This window comes from Bacillus sp. TH13 (genome assembly GCF_016651175.1).
GTDB lineage: Bacteria > Bacillota > Bacilli > Bacillales > Bacillaceae_G > Bacillus_A > Bacillus_A thuringiensis_S.
Map to the genome: position 1 here is coordinate 14,451 of NZ_JAEKEJ010000025.1, position 18,350 is coordinate 32,800.

Sequence of the window (18,350 nt, forward strand, 5' to 3'; positions counted from 1 at the left end):
TAAATACCTTACTATTCTGTTTCTTTTTTCTCAAATCTATAACACTTAAACATTTATCAATTCTCAAGCACATTTTTAAAATTTTTTCCCCCTGATAAACAAATGTAGCAGTTGATGGCAAGGAGAGTATATACAAAAGAGAGAGTATTTTCATTTCACTTTTCTTTAAATAAAAGCCAAATAGCCGTTCATAATGAACGGCTATTTGCATCTAACTAATAATTAGAAGGTTCTTCATGTTAATCTATTTTGTTTAATCCCGTTGAAGTAACTTGATAGGTTCTTTTTTTGCCTATATATTCTTGTTTATTATTCTCAAGGTTAATAAGTGTAGCGCGTGTCTTTTCCTTTACTGCTTCCCCTTCTATATGGGTAATCTCAATGTAATCTCCCGCTTTTACGGGCACCTTTTGGATTTCAGCAGTTTGTTGTCTATTTCCCACTATTTCCTTATTATACACAACACTACCGGTCGAATTCTTTACTGTAATACTTGCATACGTATTATTAAAGTAAGAATGTGGTACGCCTGCTTCTAAATTCACCTGCATTTTCTCTGTTGTCCTATTATAATCAACTTTTGCGATTTCTCTATCACTATATCCTTTTAAAGACCACCCAAAATGATTTCCATCTAAAACCGTTGTTTCTGGCATTTTCTCTACTTTCTTCAAGCCTTCTTTTGTAACTTGATATCTTGCTGTTTTTCCAATGGTTTCATTTTTGTTATTTTCAAGGTTAATTAAAGTTGCTCGCGTTTTTTCCTTTGTTGCTTCTCCTTCTATATGGGTAAATTCAATGTAATCCCCTACCTTGACGGGCACAGTTTGGCTTTCAGCATTTTGTTGTTTATTTCCCACAATTTCCTTATTGTACAGAACGTTACCAGAAGAATTCTGGACCTTAATACTCGCATACGTACTAGCAAAATAGGAATGTGGTACACCTGCTTCTAGTTTTACCTTCATCTCTTCTACCGTTTTATCATAATCTACTTTTGCAATTTCTCTATCACTATATCCTTTTAATGACCAGGCAAACTTGTTTCCTTCTAAAATTGTTGCTTCTGGCATTTTTTCTACTTTCTTCAGGCCTTCCTTTGTAACTTCGTATATTGCTTTTTTTCCAAAGCTCTCTTGTTTACTATTACCTACATTTGTTAAAGTAGCTCTATGAATACCTTCTAGATGTGTTAATTCAATATAGTCTCCTACTTTGACTGGAACTCTTTGCGATTCAGCATTTTGTTGTTTGTTTCCATAAATGTCTTTATTGTATACTACTTTTCCTGATGCATTTTGTACTTTAATACTCGCATACGTTTCATTAAAATAATGATGCGGTACGCCTGCTTTTAAGTCGATTTGCATTTCTTCTGTTGACTTATTGAAATTAATTTTTGCAAACTCGAAATCACTAATTCCTTTTAGTGACCATGCAAACTGGTTTCCTTCTAAAATACTAGAAGAGTCCGGGATATCTGAATTAAAACCTAAGTTATCTAATATAGATTTTAGATCAGGTAAAACACCTATTCTATCATTCCACGGATCTTGAGATTTTGTTCCTGTATTCGGATTACTTAAGATATTTCTTAATTCGGCTGGTGTATAAGGAGAACCTCGATGTTCTTTAGCAATACCTTGAATCGAAGTTGCTGCTCCAGCAATAATTGGTGAAGCACTTGATGTTCCACTAAATGTTGATGTATATAAATTTGTAGTATTTTGACTTGGATTTGCTGATGTTGTATCAACATTTTCTCCCCATCCATATACATCTAATCGACTTCCATAATTTGAAAACCATAAACGTTTATGTGGAACATTTGATGATCCCGCCCCAACCATAATAGCACCTGAATCCTTGAAGTCTGGACTATTTCGATTTAAGATCTTTTTTCCATTACGATCTTTAAAATTATCTAAGTCGTTTGAACCATTTGCGCCAGCTTCTATAATAATAATCCCTTTATCTGCACCAACACGAATTGCATCAAAAATATCTGGATGTACTTCTACAGGTAAATATTTATCCCCATACCCATCATACGAAGCTTGTGCCTCTAATAAAAGAATATCTCCCGCTTGTAAATTATGTACAGCACTTAAAATAGCATCCGCTGTATTATAAATTCCATTATCCCTGATCTGGGATATTACTTTTACATTTGCTTTTGGTGCAATTCCAATATTTCCAATTTGATTATCTTCAGATGAAACAATTCCTAATACAGAAGTACCATGAGCTCTATGCTGGCTTATATTTTGTCCCGACATAAGCTTAATATTTTTATTGACTAAATCCTCATGGTTCAATAACCATCCATATTCCATATCCACAAAAGTTGTATCCTTCCCGTCACCACCTTTAATGCTCCAAGCATGCGAGGCATTAATTCCCTTTGGTGCCGCTTCAAGATATCCTTGATTTTGAAATCTAGGATCATCGTACGGATTAACAGATAAATCTGGTAACTGTATTTCAGGGGGTGTCAAAATTTGTTTTTCTTGTATATAAGCCTCCTCTACGAGAGGAGATGTTTCAAATTTTTTCAGTAATAATTCTATTTCTATGTTATTAGGAGCTTGTACAATATAATAATTTAATAAATTATTAGCTGATTCATTAGCAACTGATTTAGATTGTACTGATAATTTTTCAATCTCTATCGGATTTACAGATGAGAACAGACGATTCAAAGTAAGTTCTGTATTTTCGGAAAATAAATTCTTTAAATTGTTATCATAATCCCCATTTTTTATTCGTTTCTCAATACCATCTTCATAAGGTAAGTCAATTTGATTTTTAAACTTTACAATTAATCTTTCTTCCTGTGAATCTCTTTCTTTGTATGTGACATTATAAGATTCAGCGTAAACTTTATTATGAATACTATCATTTTGTAGGATTAGATCTGTTCCTACAAATGTGGTCATTGCAATTGATGAAATTAGAAGCCCTTTGAATATGTTCATACTATACCCGCCAATCTATATTCTCTTGAGAATTTTTTAATGCATATAATGGTTAAGATTTTTATATAATATATAAATTTATAATTTAACTTTTGTAGTGAAATCTATGACTTTATTAATAATCCCATAGAGGTAACCTGATATATTCTTTTCTTTCCCATATACTCCTGTTTACTATTCTCAAGATTAGTAAGTGTGGCGCGTGTCTTTTCCTTTTGTGCTTCTCCCTCTATATGAGTAAACTCAATACAATCTCCTACTTTGACTGAAACGGTTTGGCTCTCAGCAGCTTGTTGTCTATTTCCTATAATTTCTTTATTGTACAAAATATTACCGGATAAATTCTGGACTTTAATGCTTGCATACGTATTAGTAAAATAAGAATGGGGTATACCCGCTTCTAATTTAAGCTGCATTTTTTCTGTTGCTTTGTTATATTCTATTTTCGCGATTTCTCGATCATTATATCCCTTTAATGACCAAGCGAATTGATTTCCATCTAAAACCGTTGTTTCTGGCATTTTTTCTACTTTCTTCAAGCCTTCTTTTGTAACTTCGTACATGACTTTTTTTCCAAAGCTTTCTTGTTTACTGCTGTCTACACTTATTAAAGTAGCTCTATGCACACCTTCTAGGTGTGTCAACTCAATATAATCTCCTACTTTAACTGAAACTTTTTGCGATTCAGCATTTTGTTGTTTGTTTCCATAAATGTCTTTATTGTATACTACTTTCCCTGTTGCATTTTGTACTTTAATACTCGCATACGTTTCATTAAAATAATGATGCGGTACGCCTGCTTTTAAATCGATTTGCATTTCTTCTGTCGACTTATTAAAATTAACTTTTGCAAACTCGAAATCACTAATTCCTTTTAGTGACCATGCAAATTGATTTCCATCTAAAATTGTAGCTTCGGGCATTTTTTCTGCTTTCTTCAGACCTTCCTTTGTAACTTGGTATATTGCTTTTTTTCCAAAGCTTTCTTGTTTACTACTATCTACATTTGTAAGAGTAGCTCTATGTACACCTTCTAGATGTGTTAACTCTATATAATCGCCTACTTTGACTGGAACTTTTTGCGATTCAGCATTTTGCTGTTTGTTTCCATCAATCTCTTTGTTATAGACCACTTTACCTGATGTGTTTTGCACTTTAATACTTGCATATGTACTATCAAAGTAGTCATGTGGTACACCTGCTTTTAGATCAATTTGCATTTCTTCTGTTGATTTATTTAAATTTACTTTCGCAAATTCAAAATCTCCAATCCCTTTCAGCGACCATGCAAATTCATTACCTTCAAAAATGTTTGGAGACTCATTTTTGATTTGTACCTTTTTCTCAACAGTTTGATCAAATATATCCGTTAATACAATTTTTGCATAAGCATTTGTTGGTAATGATATAGATTGACTGATTCCATTTTGATAAGATTTAATATCATTAATTACGTTCATAGGTTGGCCCGTCATATTTTCATTGTTATAAATTTCAATTTTCCCCTTAAATTGCGGTGTACTATTTTCTTTTAGTTTCCAAGATACATTTAATTTTTCATTTTCATAATATATAGATTGGATATCAAAATCTAGTTTTCCTATTTCAGGTTGAGTAGGTTGATTTAGCGTGAATATTTTTCCTGACCCAATAGTAGACTGCGTATTACCTCCTGCTTTGACCCATACATATTCTGAAGTAGATCCTCCATCATATTGATAAGTATTATCATGCGTTCCAGAAATACTTTGATTATTCCAAGAACTCCATTGTTTATCAACTAATTTTCGGCTATAACCATTTTTTAGGCGCGCTTCTCGAACATTCTGTCCACTATCAGCCCAGTCTTCTTGAAACATTCCTAATCCATGATTAAATGCAGCATTAGCAACCGGAAAGTCCATAATTGCAATTTGATGCCATTTATTCTTTGTTACATCTTTCATCCATTGTCCAAATTTAGTATGACCATTTTCTTGCCATGAACGCATTGTCATTGTGTACCAATTGTAGTCTTTCCAACCATAAGTTGTTTGAACCTTCATTCCTGTTCCTTCTCCTCCAAAGGGTCCAGCTTGCGAATTCGGAGATAAGTATTCGGCCTTTATTGCTTCTTTAGAGGAAATTGGATCCCATAAAGCAAAATGTAAAGTACGTTTTCCATTTTCATCAAACCCACTTTGTTGTTGAAAACCAGCATATCCTCCAGCTTCACCACCTGCATTCCAGTTGTGTACAGCCCAGTACGTATAAGGTGGTGTCTGAACTGGTGACCAGTCTATACTAATAATATCTGAGGCAGGTATATTTTGGGGACTCACATAAACTGCTGGAGCAGCTGAATGTGTTGCAGCTTTAGTGTGTAAAATAGACGTTCCAAACATAGAAAACATGCTACATGCTGCGGTCATTATAATAACTTTATTAAATCTTGTCTTCGTTTTCTGACTAATCACTAATCTACATCCTTTTCTAATTTTTATTATTGAATAATAACTTAGTAGAGAAATCTATCAAAATTCAAGCAACATCCAGTAAATCTTTAAAATACTGCCCCAATTTTTTGTTGTTCTATCTTCACATCTGATTCTTACATGTTATTTGATTGTAAGTGGTTTCCATAAAGATAACGCAAATATCCAATTCGGGTCACCATTTCCTTGATGATTTTGAACCGCTTCATACACTGTCCCTTGATGTTCTACTTTATCGCCCTTTATATATGCCTTCTTTGGATCCCATTTTTCATAAGATACATTTTGATCTTTGGTTTTTACCGGAAGAATTTCACTTTGAATTGATGTATTTCCAGCTTCATCTACAGCCTTCACTGCATATTTATATTCCTTATTAGCTGTTAAGTTTTGATCAATAAATGTCGTTCCTTGTACGGTTTGAATCAATTGTCCATCTCGTAATACCTGATATTCTTTTACACCTATATTATCTGTAGAAGGATTCCATTTTAGCTCTACACTGTTAGAAGTAAGGTTACTTGCATATAATCCTTGTGGCTGTGTGGGAGCTTCTGTATCTGGTTTCGGATTAACAATTTGATTTACTTTTTTCAGGCCATCCTTTGTAACTTCATACATTACTTTTTTATCAAGGCTTTCACGTTTATTATTATCTAAATTTATTAATGTTGCCCTCTCTCCGCCTTCTAAATGTGTAAGCTCAATAAAATCGCCGGTCTTTACTGAAACTTTTTGTGTTCCAGCATTTTGCTGTTTATTCCCATAAAACTCCTTGTTATATACTACTTTACCTGATGTGTTTTGCACTTTAATACTTGCATATGTACTATCAAAGTAGTTATGTGGTACACCTGCTTTTAGATCAATTTGCATTTCTTCTGTTGATTTATTTAAATTTACTTTTGCGAATTCAAAATCTCCAATCCCTTTCAGCGACCATGCAAACTGGTTTCCTTCTAAAATATTATTTTCATTAGGCATATCTGGTTTAATTGGATTAGAATCCGTCCCCTTCCAAATCTCTGCTGTTAAAATTGGATATCCTAATGCAGCTACTTTTTGAATGGTATCGTTATTTGGACGTAATCCCCACTTCTCAAAGAAAGGAATCAAATTTTGTTTGGCTACTTTTGATGCTGAAATCATAAATAATTGTTTTTTATTTTCATCAGTTTGTGGAAGTTCACTTGAAGGCATGTCTCTATACAATTGATGCAATTTAGGATAGAAATCCTCTCCATACGCTAACTGTAGTTGCCAAAGCATAACAAGCTTTACAAAAACATCGCTAATTTCATCATAATTTTTATTCACTTGTTCTAGATATTGAAATGCTTTTGGATAAATTCCACTTTTCTCTAAGTTGGATGGTTGATTAAATGCTTTTTCTACAGAAAGGCTGTATATATTATTTTGTACTTCTGTCATATTATAAAACTTCCAGGGCGATTGTTGTCTCAAATGTCCTGCCTCATGCCAAGGGCCCCAGCCATCTGTTATAAATTTATTAATATCTAACACGTATTGGATTGCATCTCCTACATATGCAGTTCGATAAGAAGTCGCATACATATAATAATCGGGAGAATGATTTTCTTCTACGTAATGAACATAATGTTTATCTACTTGTTCTTCAGATAATCCAGCTACTTTGTCTTGAATTCGAGTAGCTTCATCCATCTTTTTTAAGAGTTGTACAGGATCTGTATTAGAACCCAACAAATATTTCTTAATACGTGCAGGGCTGGCCGTAATTAATACACGTTCTCCTTTTAACTCCACTGCATGTGCATTTGGATATTGGTCCAGCATGTTAATTAAATCTTGTTTCGTATGCTTTCCTAGTTCAAAGAAAGGCGTAGCCATTCCGCCTGTTGTAATTGTTGTTCGAATGGTACCACCTTGTTGTTTATTATAAAAATAAATCAGCCCCCCATTTGGAGATTGGATTGTGTTTATACCTGGTTTTAATGTAAATGATTTTATCTTAGAATCTTCTCTCCAAGAAGCATCATACGAATACGTTCCAATATATACCTGAATATCTTGATTACCTTCTACATTAATCGTTATTTGTTCATTTGGCTTTGCATATAAACCAGTTGGTTCATATGGACTAAATGCCATACTTTTTCTTTCCTGTTGTTTCAGTACCTCAACATCCCCTTTTCCTGGGACTGTAAATGTTCTATTTTCTGATTTAACTGACTTTTCATTTTGCAGTGATGTCGATAAACTTTTTTGCTGCTCCTTTTGCTCCGCAAAGACATCCGATGAAGAAATCATTCCAGTCGCAAGCATAGTTACTGTAGCAGTAGCCGCAAGTATTTTTCTAGTTTTATGTTTTGAATTATTCCCCATATTATCTCCTTCATTTTCCCTTAGTACTCTTAAGGATTTTTTGTTTTCTTCTTCATGTTTTTACAATCTAAACTATTCATACTATTTAAGTTGTATCTATTACTCTATATTTTTTCATAAACATCTCCTTTGCTTTATGTATTATTGTATATAAATGTTATTTGATGACACATTAAATAACAACTTTACGATAAACTCATCGATAACAGCTTATTATGTTTTGATTCTGTATTCTAAACTTCCATCCGATTGGAGAAATATATCCAATTGGAGAAATCAGTAAATAATTTTCAACATTTAAGGGTTGGAATCTCACAAAAAATTCATAAAACTTTTTCAATTTAAAGGTTAATTCAATTGCAACTACATTTGTTTAAGCTTCCACCTTTTTTGAAAAAAGCATCTAATTCTACTTGAATTAGATGCTTACATTTAGTCCTTAGGACAAATATTCTAAACTATTTATGTGGTTGTAAATCTTTTTTTATTACTTCCCAGAGTGAATTATCTTGAGGCACCGGTTTACCCTCTTCATCCCATTTTATTTTTCCTGTTCCCAATTCATAATTCATCCCTGTCCATGTGTCTTCACGGAATGCATAGAATGATTTATGCCAACCTTTTTGGTTGAAGATAGAAATAAGATCTTGCATGTATTGAGTAGCTCCCGGAACAGTACGGTTAATTCCAAACTCCTCTGCAATAATTCGATTAGATGATACATGATTTTTCTTAGACCATTGTTGGATTGGCTTCAAAAATTTCTCTAATCCCTGCTTATTCCACATTACAGGTTTCTCTAAATCTCCTACTTTTACTAATCCTGGATATTGATATTCCTTATTTTGTTTTTCACCTTGACTCGTTAATTCATATGGTTCATACATATGAAATGCGTATAGTGTTTTTTTATCCTCTACTGGTTTTAAATATTTAAAGGCCCATGGAGTAGCATATAAACCTGAATCTAAAATAATCGGTGTTTCTTTGTCCACTTCACGAATGGAGTTAATCACCTTTTCATAAAATCTGTTTAAATCAGCTGTCGTTCCTTTTACTTTTGCATACCATTTCTCGTAATCTTCCGTCCAAAAATCATTATATCTATTATTTTTAGCTGTTTCTGGATGCGGTTCATTTATAATATTATAACCAATCACTGCGGGATGATCTTTTAGCTCCAAAGCAAGATCTTTCCAAAATTGACTTGCTTGTTCTTGATACCTCTCTTCTTCCCATATTCTGTCGTCATTCTTGTTATTATTAAATTGGCGCCATCGATCACCAGGTAAAGATAACATTGTAAGAACAACTTTCATTCTTTGTGATTGTGCGGCATCTAAATCCGCCTTTAATTTTTCTAAATCCTCCTTTACTAATCCCTGATAGTTATCTGCATTACCTATCAGAAAATCCTTTCCAGAAGTATCTGGTTTATCCTCAAATAGAAAATCTTTATCTTTTGCCCATTTATCAGGTGCTAAACGTACATATTCAATATTAGCTTCTTTTGCACTTTTATAGTTTTCAGGTAATGACGTACTATTCATGAAATTAGTACCCTTTCTTTTCGAATCCCAAAAACTAATTTTCGAATCGCCCTTGTGGTATGTATCAGCTCTTACATTCATTTCCTGTACTCCAAAACTCATCATGCCTAATAACGCAACAATTGGCAAAATTTTTTTCACAACTTTTCCTTCTTTCTCTTTATATTTAACACACATAACATACCTTTGTTTTGTTACAGGAATATGGCACTTTTCAAAAAAAGCCTTTTTAGTTTATAAGATCGCAGCGTATTCATAAAAATGAATGAGATAATTAGAACATTGCTTCATTTTCAAAAAAACAAAAAAGGAATCCTTTACGGATTCCTTTTTCAGGCTGTGGAGAAAGTCTTCTCCACAGCCTGTTTTTGTGTCTGAACCTCTTTTTATGTGTCAACACTGATAAAAAGAGGTAAAGGAGAGATTTTTTATGATGGGTGCTTTAAAAAATCATCGTGATGAACGTGTATCTGTTTCTGTAGAAGAGTTGGTTCCACAAGATCATTTCCTTCGTGCGATCGAAGCGACAATTAGTTTTGATTTTATTGAAGAGAAGTTACGCCCTTATTACTGTGAAAACAATGGACGTCCGTCAATCCATCCTATCGTTTTATTTAAAATGATGTTTATTGGATATTTTTACGGTATTCGTTCGGAGCGTCAATTGGAAAAAGAGATTAAAACGAATATCGCCTACCGTTGGTTTTTAGGGTTTTCTCTATCAGATACTATTCCAGATCATTCTACAATCAGTTGGAATCGTCGTACTCGCTTTATTCATACAAATATTTTCGAAGAAATTTTTGATGAGATCGTGAGGCAAGCGACAGAGCACCGGATGGTGGGAGGACGTGCGCTGATGACAGATTCTACGCACATTAAGGCCAATGCTAATAAAAATAAGTTTGTACATAAATATAAAAAAGAAAAGGCAAAGTTTTATATAGATGAACTAGAAGCTGCGGTAATTGAAGATCGTGAGGTACACGAAAAAAAGAATTAAAACCTAGAAAGGAAAGTGATACTCCCACTAAAAAAACTCGTATAAGTACTACGGATCCAGATAGTGGATTTTTAATGAGAGATGGAAAACCGAACGGTTTTCATTTCTTAGACCATCGTACGACTGATGCGAAGTACAATATTATTACAGATACTTATGTAACGGCTGGAAATATGGCAGATTCCGAGCCATATTTAGCACGTCTACAAGCTCAAATTGATAAATTCGGATTTAAAGTGGAAGCTGTAGCTCTTGATGCAGGCTATTTTACAGGGTATATCTGTAAGAAATTATCGGAGAGAAATATATTTATGGTGATGGGGTATCGCCGATTTGGAAAACGAAATAAAGAAGTACCAAAAAGCCAATTTAAATATGTAGAAGAAATGAATGCATTTGCTTGTCCGATGGGGTGTATTTTAGAGTATGCGACAACGGATCGTGAAGGATATCGTCACTATAAATCCAACCCAGAAGACTGCGCTGTTTGTCCGCTACGTGAGGTATGTTTTTCAAAGAAACAAAAACAAAAAGTTATCACTCATCATATATGGGAGAAATATAAGGATATCGCTAGAAAAAACAAACTAACAGTTACAGGGAAAAAGTTGTACAAAGTACGCTGTTCAACTATAGAGCGAAGCTTTGCGGACGCCAAAGAACTACATGGCTATCGATATGCTCGATTTCGGGGGCTGAAGTCTGTCCAAATGCAGGCTTATCTTACCGCAACTTGTCAAAACATGAAAAAAATAGCCCTCCATCTGACCAAAAAAGGTCTGGTGGAGGGCTATTTTTTTGAAACTCTATTATTTTATGTTGTTTTTATTCGCTAAAATCAAAATGATTCCAGAGTGTGGGGAACCCTAAAGGGTTTCCCAACACTCTGAAAAAGGAATCCTTTACGGATTCCTTTTTGCAATTCACTCTTTTTCAAATGGTACATTTTGCACCTACTTTTAGTATAACTTATAATTCCTATAAAATAAATAAGATTAACTGAAATTCACTTCAAATTGTGATAGAAAACATAATTAAGAAGCGCAGATAACTAAATATTATCCCTTTTATTAAATAAAAAAGATTAAATAATTCCCCCTCCAAACTAGGACCCCTTTACACTTTTTACAAATATTGCTATAATTAGATAAACCAAAGCATTACCCCATTAACAAAGGGACTCCATAATTGGAGTCCCTTTGTTAATTAGCTATTAAAAATGATAGCATGTGATTATTGTATAATTTCTTCCTTTTTTAGATCTGCATATTCTTCTACGAAATCCCATAAACCTTGCTTTTCGAAGTAAGAAATACTTTTTTCACTTCTTCTAAGAGTTTAATTGCTTCATCTTCATTAAGAGAACGTAAAATATTGAAATGATATACATACTCTTCATTTCCTAATTCCATACAAACTGCTAATCCTTTTTCAGATTGCTTTAAGAATATACAAGCTGTCCCTAATTCTTTTTCACAATAAGCAACTTTCACCTCATATCCCATTAGCCCAAAATACAAGGAATATAGATACTTATTTTACTTTCAAAGGCTGAATCCTTGCTGCATAACTACTGAAAATAAAGTGAAAAGACGTTCAAATCCATATGGATAGAACCTCTTTTCACTTTATTTCATACATATACTGATTTTTCATTTATTCATTTTGTATTGTACTTAAAAAACCAATAAATTCATCTTCATTTACAGGTTTACTGTAGTAATAGCCCTGAATTAGATAACATGCATTACGTTGTAACACTGTTAATTGTTCTTTCGTTTCTACCCCTTCTGCTATCACTTTCATGTTTAAAGTATGAGCAAGTGAAATAATGGTTTGTATAATTTCACCTCCATCAGTAGAAGTTCCAATCCTATTAACAAATTCTCTTGGAATTTTCAAAGTATCAATTGGATAAAGAGGTAAATACGCTAATGAAGAATAACCTGTACCAAAATCATCAATTGATAAATGTACACCAAATGATTTTAATGCTTTTAACTTTGATAAAGTTTCTTTTTCATCTACCATGGCGATTCGCTCTGTTAATTCCAAATTAATCGAATTAGCAGGTACTCCTATCTCTTCTATGGTATATATAATGGTTTGAACAAAATCTTTCTGTTCAAACTCTATAGCTGATAAATTTATCCCCATCTTTAGATTTGAAAAGCCCGCAGAATGCCATTCTTTCAGTTGTCGACACGCTTTCTGTAACGTCCACTTCCCAATTGAAATAATCTGCGCCGTTTCTTCTGCGATAGGTATAAACTCAAACGGAGAAATCAGCCCAAGTTCTGGATGTTGCCAACGTATTAAAGCCTCTGCACCAATAACCTTACCTTCCTTACTGTCAATTTGTGGTTGATACAATAAAAACAACTCATTATTTTCAATTGCATTTGGTAAATCCTGTTCTAATCGTAATCGACGGGTTACTTTTTGAGATAATGTCTCGTCATACATACAAACAGCATTGTTACCTTTTTCCTTTGCGCTATACATAGCGATATCAGCGTGTTGTAAAAGTGTAGTAGTATTTATTCCTCCAAATGGATACACTGCTATTCCTATACTAAGAGATAAGTAAAAACTATGCTGATTTACTACGAATGGTTCTTCAGTTATAAGAAATAGAGTTTTACACAAATTCAATAGCTGTTGCTCTGTTTGGTTATGGACAATGATTGCAAACTCATCACCACCTATTCTTGCTAGAGGAATTGTCGGTGAAAGACATGTCCTAAAACGTTTGGCAACTTCTTTTAAAACCCTGTCACCAATGGAATGGCCCAGTGTATCATTAATAGTCTTAAAGCGGTTTAAATCAATATACAGGAGCCCAAATTTATCCTGTGTTTTTTGCACACGCTTAATGGATCTATCTAATTCTTGTTGGAAGAATATACGATTTCCAATCTCCGTCACCGTATCATGGAATGCAAGGTAATTTATCTCATCCTGTTGTTGTTTCATCCTCGTTATGTCTTTTACCATTACATAACTCCCAAAAGTTTGACCTTCTATCATAATAGGAACTATAGTGACATACCAAAACAGCATGTCCTTCTCATTGTTATTTTTCACACGCAACTGTAGTGAAGATGAACTACATCGTCTCCCTTTCTTTATAGCCGCTTCCAATTCAGATTTATCTTCATCTAAAAAAATAGAGAAGCACTCTTTCCCTATTAATGCAGCACTGTCTTTTCCTAATAACATACTTCCAGCCTGGTTTATATTTAATACGATACCAGTTGAATCAATCGTTAAAATAGGATCCGGATGATACTCATATAATGACTTAAATCTTTCTTGATTTTTTACCAAATCATTAGATTTGTTTATTAAATCCCTTGTTCTTTGAGATACTGTTTGTTCTAATTGATTATTAAACACTTTTAATGTTTCAGTTAAATCTTTGTTTTGCATTCGTACAATTGTATGACGAATCAGTACAAATACAAAAGCAATACAATTTCCCGTAATCAATGTAGCTGAAGACGTTTGCTCTTTCAAAGTAAAGCCAATTAAGATTGCAACTGCAAGATAAGGGAATATGCCAAGAAGTTTCTCTCCAAATGTCGGATTAATAATAAAATAATTTCTTTTAGAAGAAGCATCCTTTGGAATTGTAGCAGCAATAGCAATAAATAATAGGAAAACTCTATACAAACACCTTAAAAATATAACTGAACGCTCTGACAAATCGCCTTGTAAGTAAAAATACAAATAGTCCGTAATAGCTAATCCAGTTAATACTAGGATAAAAATATACAATTTGCTTTTTGCATTGAAAATAGCAGGTCGAAAGATTAGTGTAACTCCAAGTAATAGAAGCAATAAATCTATAATCGGAAAAATAAATGAGAGAAAAACATCTCCAATTGATAAGAATAAGATATTTGCAGAAGGTTTATTAAATAAATACCACTCTAATGTAAAAATAGCAGTAACAACAATGCATAAATCACAAAGTAAATATGCTTTCTCCCATTTATTACATTCCATCATGATTTTATAAAAGAACGCAAAGAGAAAGAAGAATAAGAAAAGCAACAAAAATACATCAGAGATATTAAAATTTTTTATTGGTAATTCTACATTAAGTACTTGAAAAGTAGATATGAAATTCCCTATCAAGAAACACCCTATCGCAATAATAATGCAAACCCAGAATACTCCTAACTTAATTTTTCTGGATAATATAGAATACAGTAGTGAGATAAATACAGTAGTTTCAACAACTAAAGATGATAGTCGGATATTAAAATCTGATACGAAATAAAGACTTGGAAAAACAAATATAAATATAAAGCAAAAGCTTATATAAGCTATTAAAGCCAATATCAATACATAAAATTGCATATATGCATGTTTGCGCAATGGACTCACCTTCTTGAGTTTTTTCTATACTTTTATTAAAAAATGTCTTGATAGTGGCACAGCTCCTACTAAATTTAAATGTGTGCTACCTATTATCCATATTATGACCTTTTTAAAAGATTTCTTTCTACATACAACAGTCTTGTTAACTTTTTGTAGATGTTTACAATTATCAATACTGAGGATTCCAAAAAGGGTAAGCTGAAAAATGTAGTTTTTTAAGTATTTGCGCATCGCAAATTTGGCGGGTACAACTTATCCACTCTTTAAATATGAGATATAATCTAATCCTCTATTGGATTATAGTTAGTTGCTACCTGTCACACTTAAAAAGGAATGAAAATATACTATCATTAACATAGCAATTCGAATTAGTTTACGGAACCAACTGTAACTATTATAGTTACGACAAAGGTTGATGTCAATTTCATATCCTCCCTTTTTAACGGACAAAAGACATGACCTATTGAACAAAAATTTGATGTTTATAAAAAGAGAGGTAAAATTTTATCTCCTTACTCAAAGAATTATAAATGATCTAGGATTAGATGAAATTGAAGCTAATATTGCATCTCCCTAAAAAGAATGTTACTCTAAAAATAGAATTATGAAAGGAATGATGGATGAATAATGATTAACTAATTTATATTTTAAGTTGAATTTTATAACTTCAAACTACAAAATATAGGGTTAGTCTATCCATTTTTAAAATTCAGTTCATACTTTATTTGTCATGATTCAAATGATTAATAAGTACTTATTAAGTATAGACGAAAGACTAATCCTTCCGATTACAAATTGGGGGATTTTTTTATTCCCGTTTAGCTTAGTTGAAACTTACTAATTGTTAAATGTACTTCACAAATAAAGGAGCGAGAAAAATGAGTACTTCAGACACTATTGTTACACATGTAATGCTCTATATAAGTCGTTAATATCCATCAAACTTATATAGAGGAATTAAAAAATGGATGGATGTTCCGACTTTATATGAAACGTTTCGATATATAAAGGAGGAATTATTATGTCAATGATAAAGGTCCAAGACTTAACTTTTTCATACCCAGGTAGCTTTGATAATATTTTTGAAAGTGTAAACTTCCAAATAGATACGGATTGGAAGCTAGGATTTATTGGTAGAAACGGACGAGGTAAAACGACATTCTTTAATTTATTGTTAGGGAATTATGAGTATAGCGGGAAAATCCTTGCTTCGGTAGAATTCAATTACTTCCCCTACTCTGTTTCAGATAGGAACAAATTCACTCATGAAATCCTTGAAGAAATTTGCCCCCAAGCCGCAGATTGGGAATTTCTACGTGAGATATCCTATTTAAATGTTGATGCTGAGGTCATGTACAGACCATTTAAAACATTATCAAATGGGGAACAAACAAAGGTGTTGCTTGCTGCACTGTTTTTAAATGCGGGTCAATTCCTATTAATTGATGAACCAACAAATCACTTAGATACAGATGCACGAAAGATAGTCTCTAATTATCTAAGGAAGAAAAAAGGATTTATTTTAATTTCACATGACAGAATCTTTTTAGATGGGTGCGTTGACCATATCCTATCTATTAATAGAGCAAATATTGAAATTCAAAGTGGTAACTATTCTTCTTGGAAGTTAAATTTTGATAGACAGCAAGAGCACGAGAAGGCTACAAATGAGCGTCTACAAAAGGACATAGGGAGATTAAAACAGTCTTCCAAGCGTTCAGCAAGTTGGTCTCATGACGTGGAAGCTTCAAAAAATGGAACGAGGAATTCAGGCTCTAAGTTGGATAAGGGGTTTGTAGGACATAAAGCAGCCAAGATGATGAAAAGAGCAAAAAACCTTGAATCAAGGCAACAAAAAGCTATTGAGGAAAAGTCAAAATTACTAAAAAATGTGGAAAAAACTGAGTCATTAAAATTGGAACAATTGCAATTTAAATCAAATGAATTGGTTACTTTGGTTGACGTGTCCGTTAAGTACAATGACCAAATTGTGAATGAGCCGATTAGCTTCATAGTTGAACAAGGTAACCGAATTGTACTTGATGGAACGAATGGGAGCGGAAAAAGTAGTATCCTAAAACTAATTCTAGGACATCCGATACAGCATACAGGCTTAGTTACTTTAGGTACAGGACTCATCATTTCCTATGTTCAACAAGATACTTCTCATTTGAAGGGGTCGCTATCAGACTTCATTGAAGAGCACAAGATTGATGAAACCTTATTTAAATCCATCCTAAGTAAGATGGACTTTGACCGAATTCAATTTGAGAAAGATATATCTCATTATTCTGGTGGACAAAAGAAAAAACTGCTTATCGCTAAAAGTTTATGTGAAAAAGCCCATATATATATATGGGACGAACCACTAAATTTTATAGATATCTATTCCCGTATGCAGATTGAAGAACTTATTCAACAATTTAATCCCACAATGGTTATTGTTGAGCATGATAAAGCATTTCAACAAACAGTTGCAACAAAAACTATATCTATGTAGCTCAAAACGAATACTTGAAAATATAATCATTAACCTGAGTCCTTGAACTATAAAAACCTTAATAACGTGTTGAAAAAAGCCTAATTTCTCTACAATACATTGAGAAATTAGGCTTTAAATAGTAATAATAGAATTCGTAAATACTGAATAATTTACACGTTAGGTTTATCTGTTAATGCAGTAACAATTCTGTCCACTAAGTCTTCTGGCATCCATTCATGATTTGTATCGTTCGTTTCATTTGGCCCTAAAGAATCAATAAACTTTTTAAACTTGGGAAATAAAACAATAGAAGTGATCCAATGTATCGTATGATTTATGGAGAAGAAATGAAAAACTCCTTGCTTTTCACCCTCCTGTAATATTTCTTTTAACTGTTCAAAATTACCTATGAAATACGGTTTAATCTTTTCTAATCGTGCACTTTCCTTAATAATCTCCTCATATGCCAATGATCCAATTTCAGGGTTCTCTTTTATATGTGTAGTAAAAACCGTTAAATATTCTCTAAGGGCATCGATAGGTTTAAATTGATTCTTCTCAAGAAAATTGGGTAGCTCATTAGCAAGACCATATTTCTTAAATACCTCATAATATAGGTTTTCTTTCCCATTAAAATAGTAAGAAGCCATAGCAACATTCACTTTCGCTTCTTTTGCGATTTCTTGTATGCTCGTACCTTCGTAGCCACGCTCTCCAAATTTTTTCTTAGCAGCCTTTAAGATATTTTCCATCGTCTGCTCTCGAGATTTCCCCATTTCACACACCTCAAATAGTATATATTTCACTTCAAAAACCCAATAAGGACTTTGAATAGAGTATCTTTTTAATGAAATTTAATTATATATTTAAAGTGGTAACTTAACAACCGATGAAGTTCTGATTACTTTAAACAATATCCCCTTGTGTAGCATCAATAGCTTTCAAATACTTTACGCTCTTTTCTAATTGAGTAAAAGAATAGACAAAAAACATCTAATTTCATCTTAATTTCGTGTGCGAATAAAAACATAATAAGGACCAAAGTTTATCCATTTTATAGATAAACTTTGGTCCTTTCATTACATTATATAGATTTAAAATAAAGTGAAA

Annotated in this window: 9 protein-coding genes; 2 read left to right on the forward strand and 7 right to left on the reverse strand. The window is 32.9% G+C overall.

Translation table 11 applies throughout. The features are described from left to right. Positions 1 to 239 precede the first annotated feature (239 nt). The 4 genes from JFU02_RS08410 to JFU02_RS08425 all read right to left on the reverse strand — a co-directional run bounded on the left by JFU02_RS08410 (position 240) and on the right by JFU02_RS08425 (position 9,543). Entirely contained in the window at positions 240 to 2,978 is a 2,739-nt protein-coding gene (locus tag JFU02_RS08410) for a putative mucin/carbohydrate-binding domain-containing protein (RefSeq protein ID WP_201070770.1), read from the reverse strand. A 104-nt stretch (positions 2,979 to 3,082) separates the two neighbouring features. Then, positions 3,083 to 5,434: a putative mucin/carbohydrate-binding domain-containing protein gene (locus JFU02_RS08415; protein WP_201070772.1), complete on the reverse strand. Its 2,352-nt coding sequence runs from the start codon at positions 5,432 to 5,434 to the stop codon at positions 3,083 to 3,085. A gap of 141 nt (positions 5,435 to 5,575) precedes the next feature. After that, the gene (locus JFU02_RS08420) at positions 5,576 to 7,816 is read right to left on the reverse strand and encodes a M60 family metallopeptidase (protein ID WP_086790624.1); all 2,241 of its coding nucleotides are present in this window, start codon (positions 7,814 to 7,816) and stop codon (positions 5,576 to 5,578) included. A 458-nt stretch (positions 7,817 to 8,274) separates the two neighbouring features. Next, a complete protein-coding gene (locus tag JFU02_RS08425) occupies positions 8,275 to 9,543 on the reverse strand; it encodes a glycoside hydrolase family 5 protein (RefSeq protein WP_061667742.1) in 1,269 nt (422 codons plus the stop codon). Between the two features lie 253 nt (positions 9,544 to 9,796). Here JFU02_RS08425 and JFU02_RS08430 point away from each other — a divergent pair. Then, positions 9,797 to 11,205 (forward strand): IS1182-like element ISBth7 family transposase gene (locus tag JFU02_RS08430; protein WP_097821175.1). Its coding sequence is split into 2 segments (ribosomal slippage): positions 9,797 to 10,355 and positions 10,355 to 11,205, totalling 1,410 coding nucleotides; the frame shifts between segments, so codons are not numbered across the junction. Between the two features lie 438 nt (positions 11,206 to 11,643). Here JFU02_RS08430 and JFU02_RS08435 read toward each other — a convergent pair. Beyond that, positions 11,644 to 11,874, reverse strand: a complete 231-nt coding sequence (locus JFU02_RS08435; RefSeq protein ID WP_003308601.1) for a hypothetical protein — start codon at positions 11,872 to 11,874, stop codon at positions 11,644 to 11,646. A 151-nt stretch (positions 11,875 to 12,025) separates the two neighbouring features. After that, the gene (locus JFU02_RS08440; RefSeq protein WP_141526848.1) at positions 12,026 to 14,755 is read right to left on the reverse strand and encodes a sensor domain-containing protein; all 2,730 of its coding nucleotides are present in this window, start codon (positions 14,753 to 14,755) and stop codon (positions 12,026 to 12,028) included. A gap of 1,024 nt (positions 14,756 to 15,779) precedes the next feature. Here JFU02_RS08440 and JFU02_RS08445 point away from each other — a divergent pair. Next, the gene (locus JFU02_RS08445; protein ID WP_000061803.1) at positions 15,780 to 17,258 is read left to right on the forward strand and encodes an Lsa family ABC-F type ribosomal protection protein; all 1,479 of its coding nucleotides are present in this window, start codon (positions 15,780 to 15,782) and stop codon (positions 17,256 to 17,258) included. Positions 17,259 to 17,410: 152 nt separating this feature from the next. On the opposite strand, the gene hlyIIR is transcribed toward JFU02_RS08445, so the two are convergent. Next, complete coding sequence (hlyIIR, locus tag JFU02_RS08450) at positions 17,411 to 18,016, reverse strand: hemolysin II regulator HlyIIR (protein WP_000520486.1); 606 nt, start codon at positions 18,014 to 18,016, stop codon at positions 17,411 to 17,413. Positions 18,017 to 18,350 lie beyond the last annotated feature (334 nt).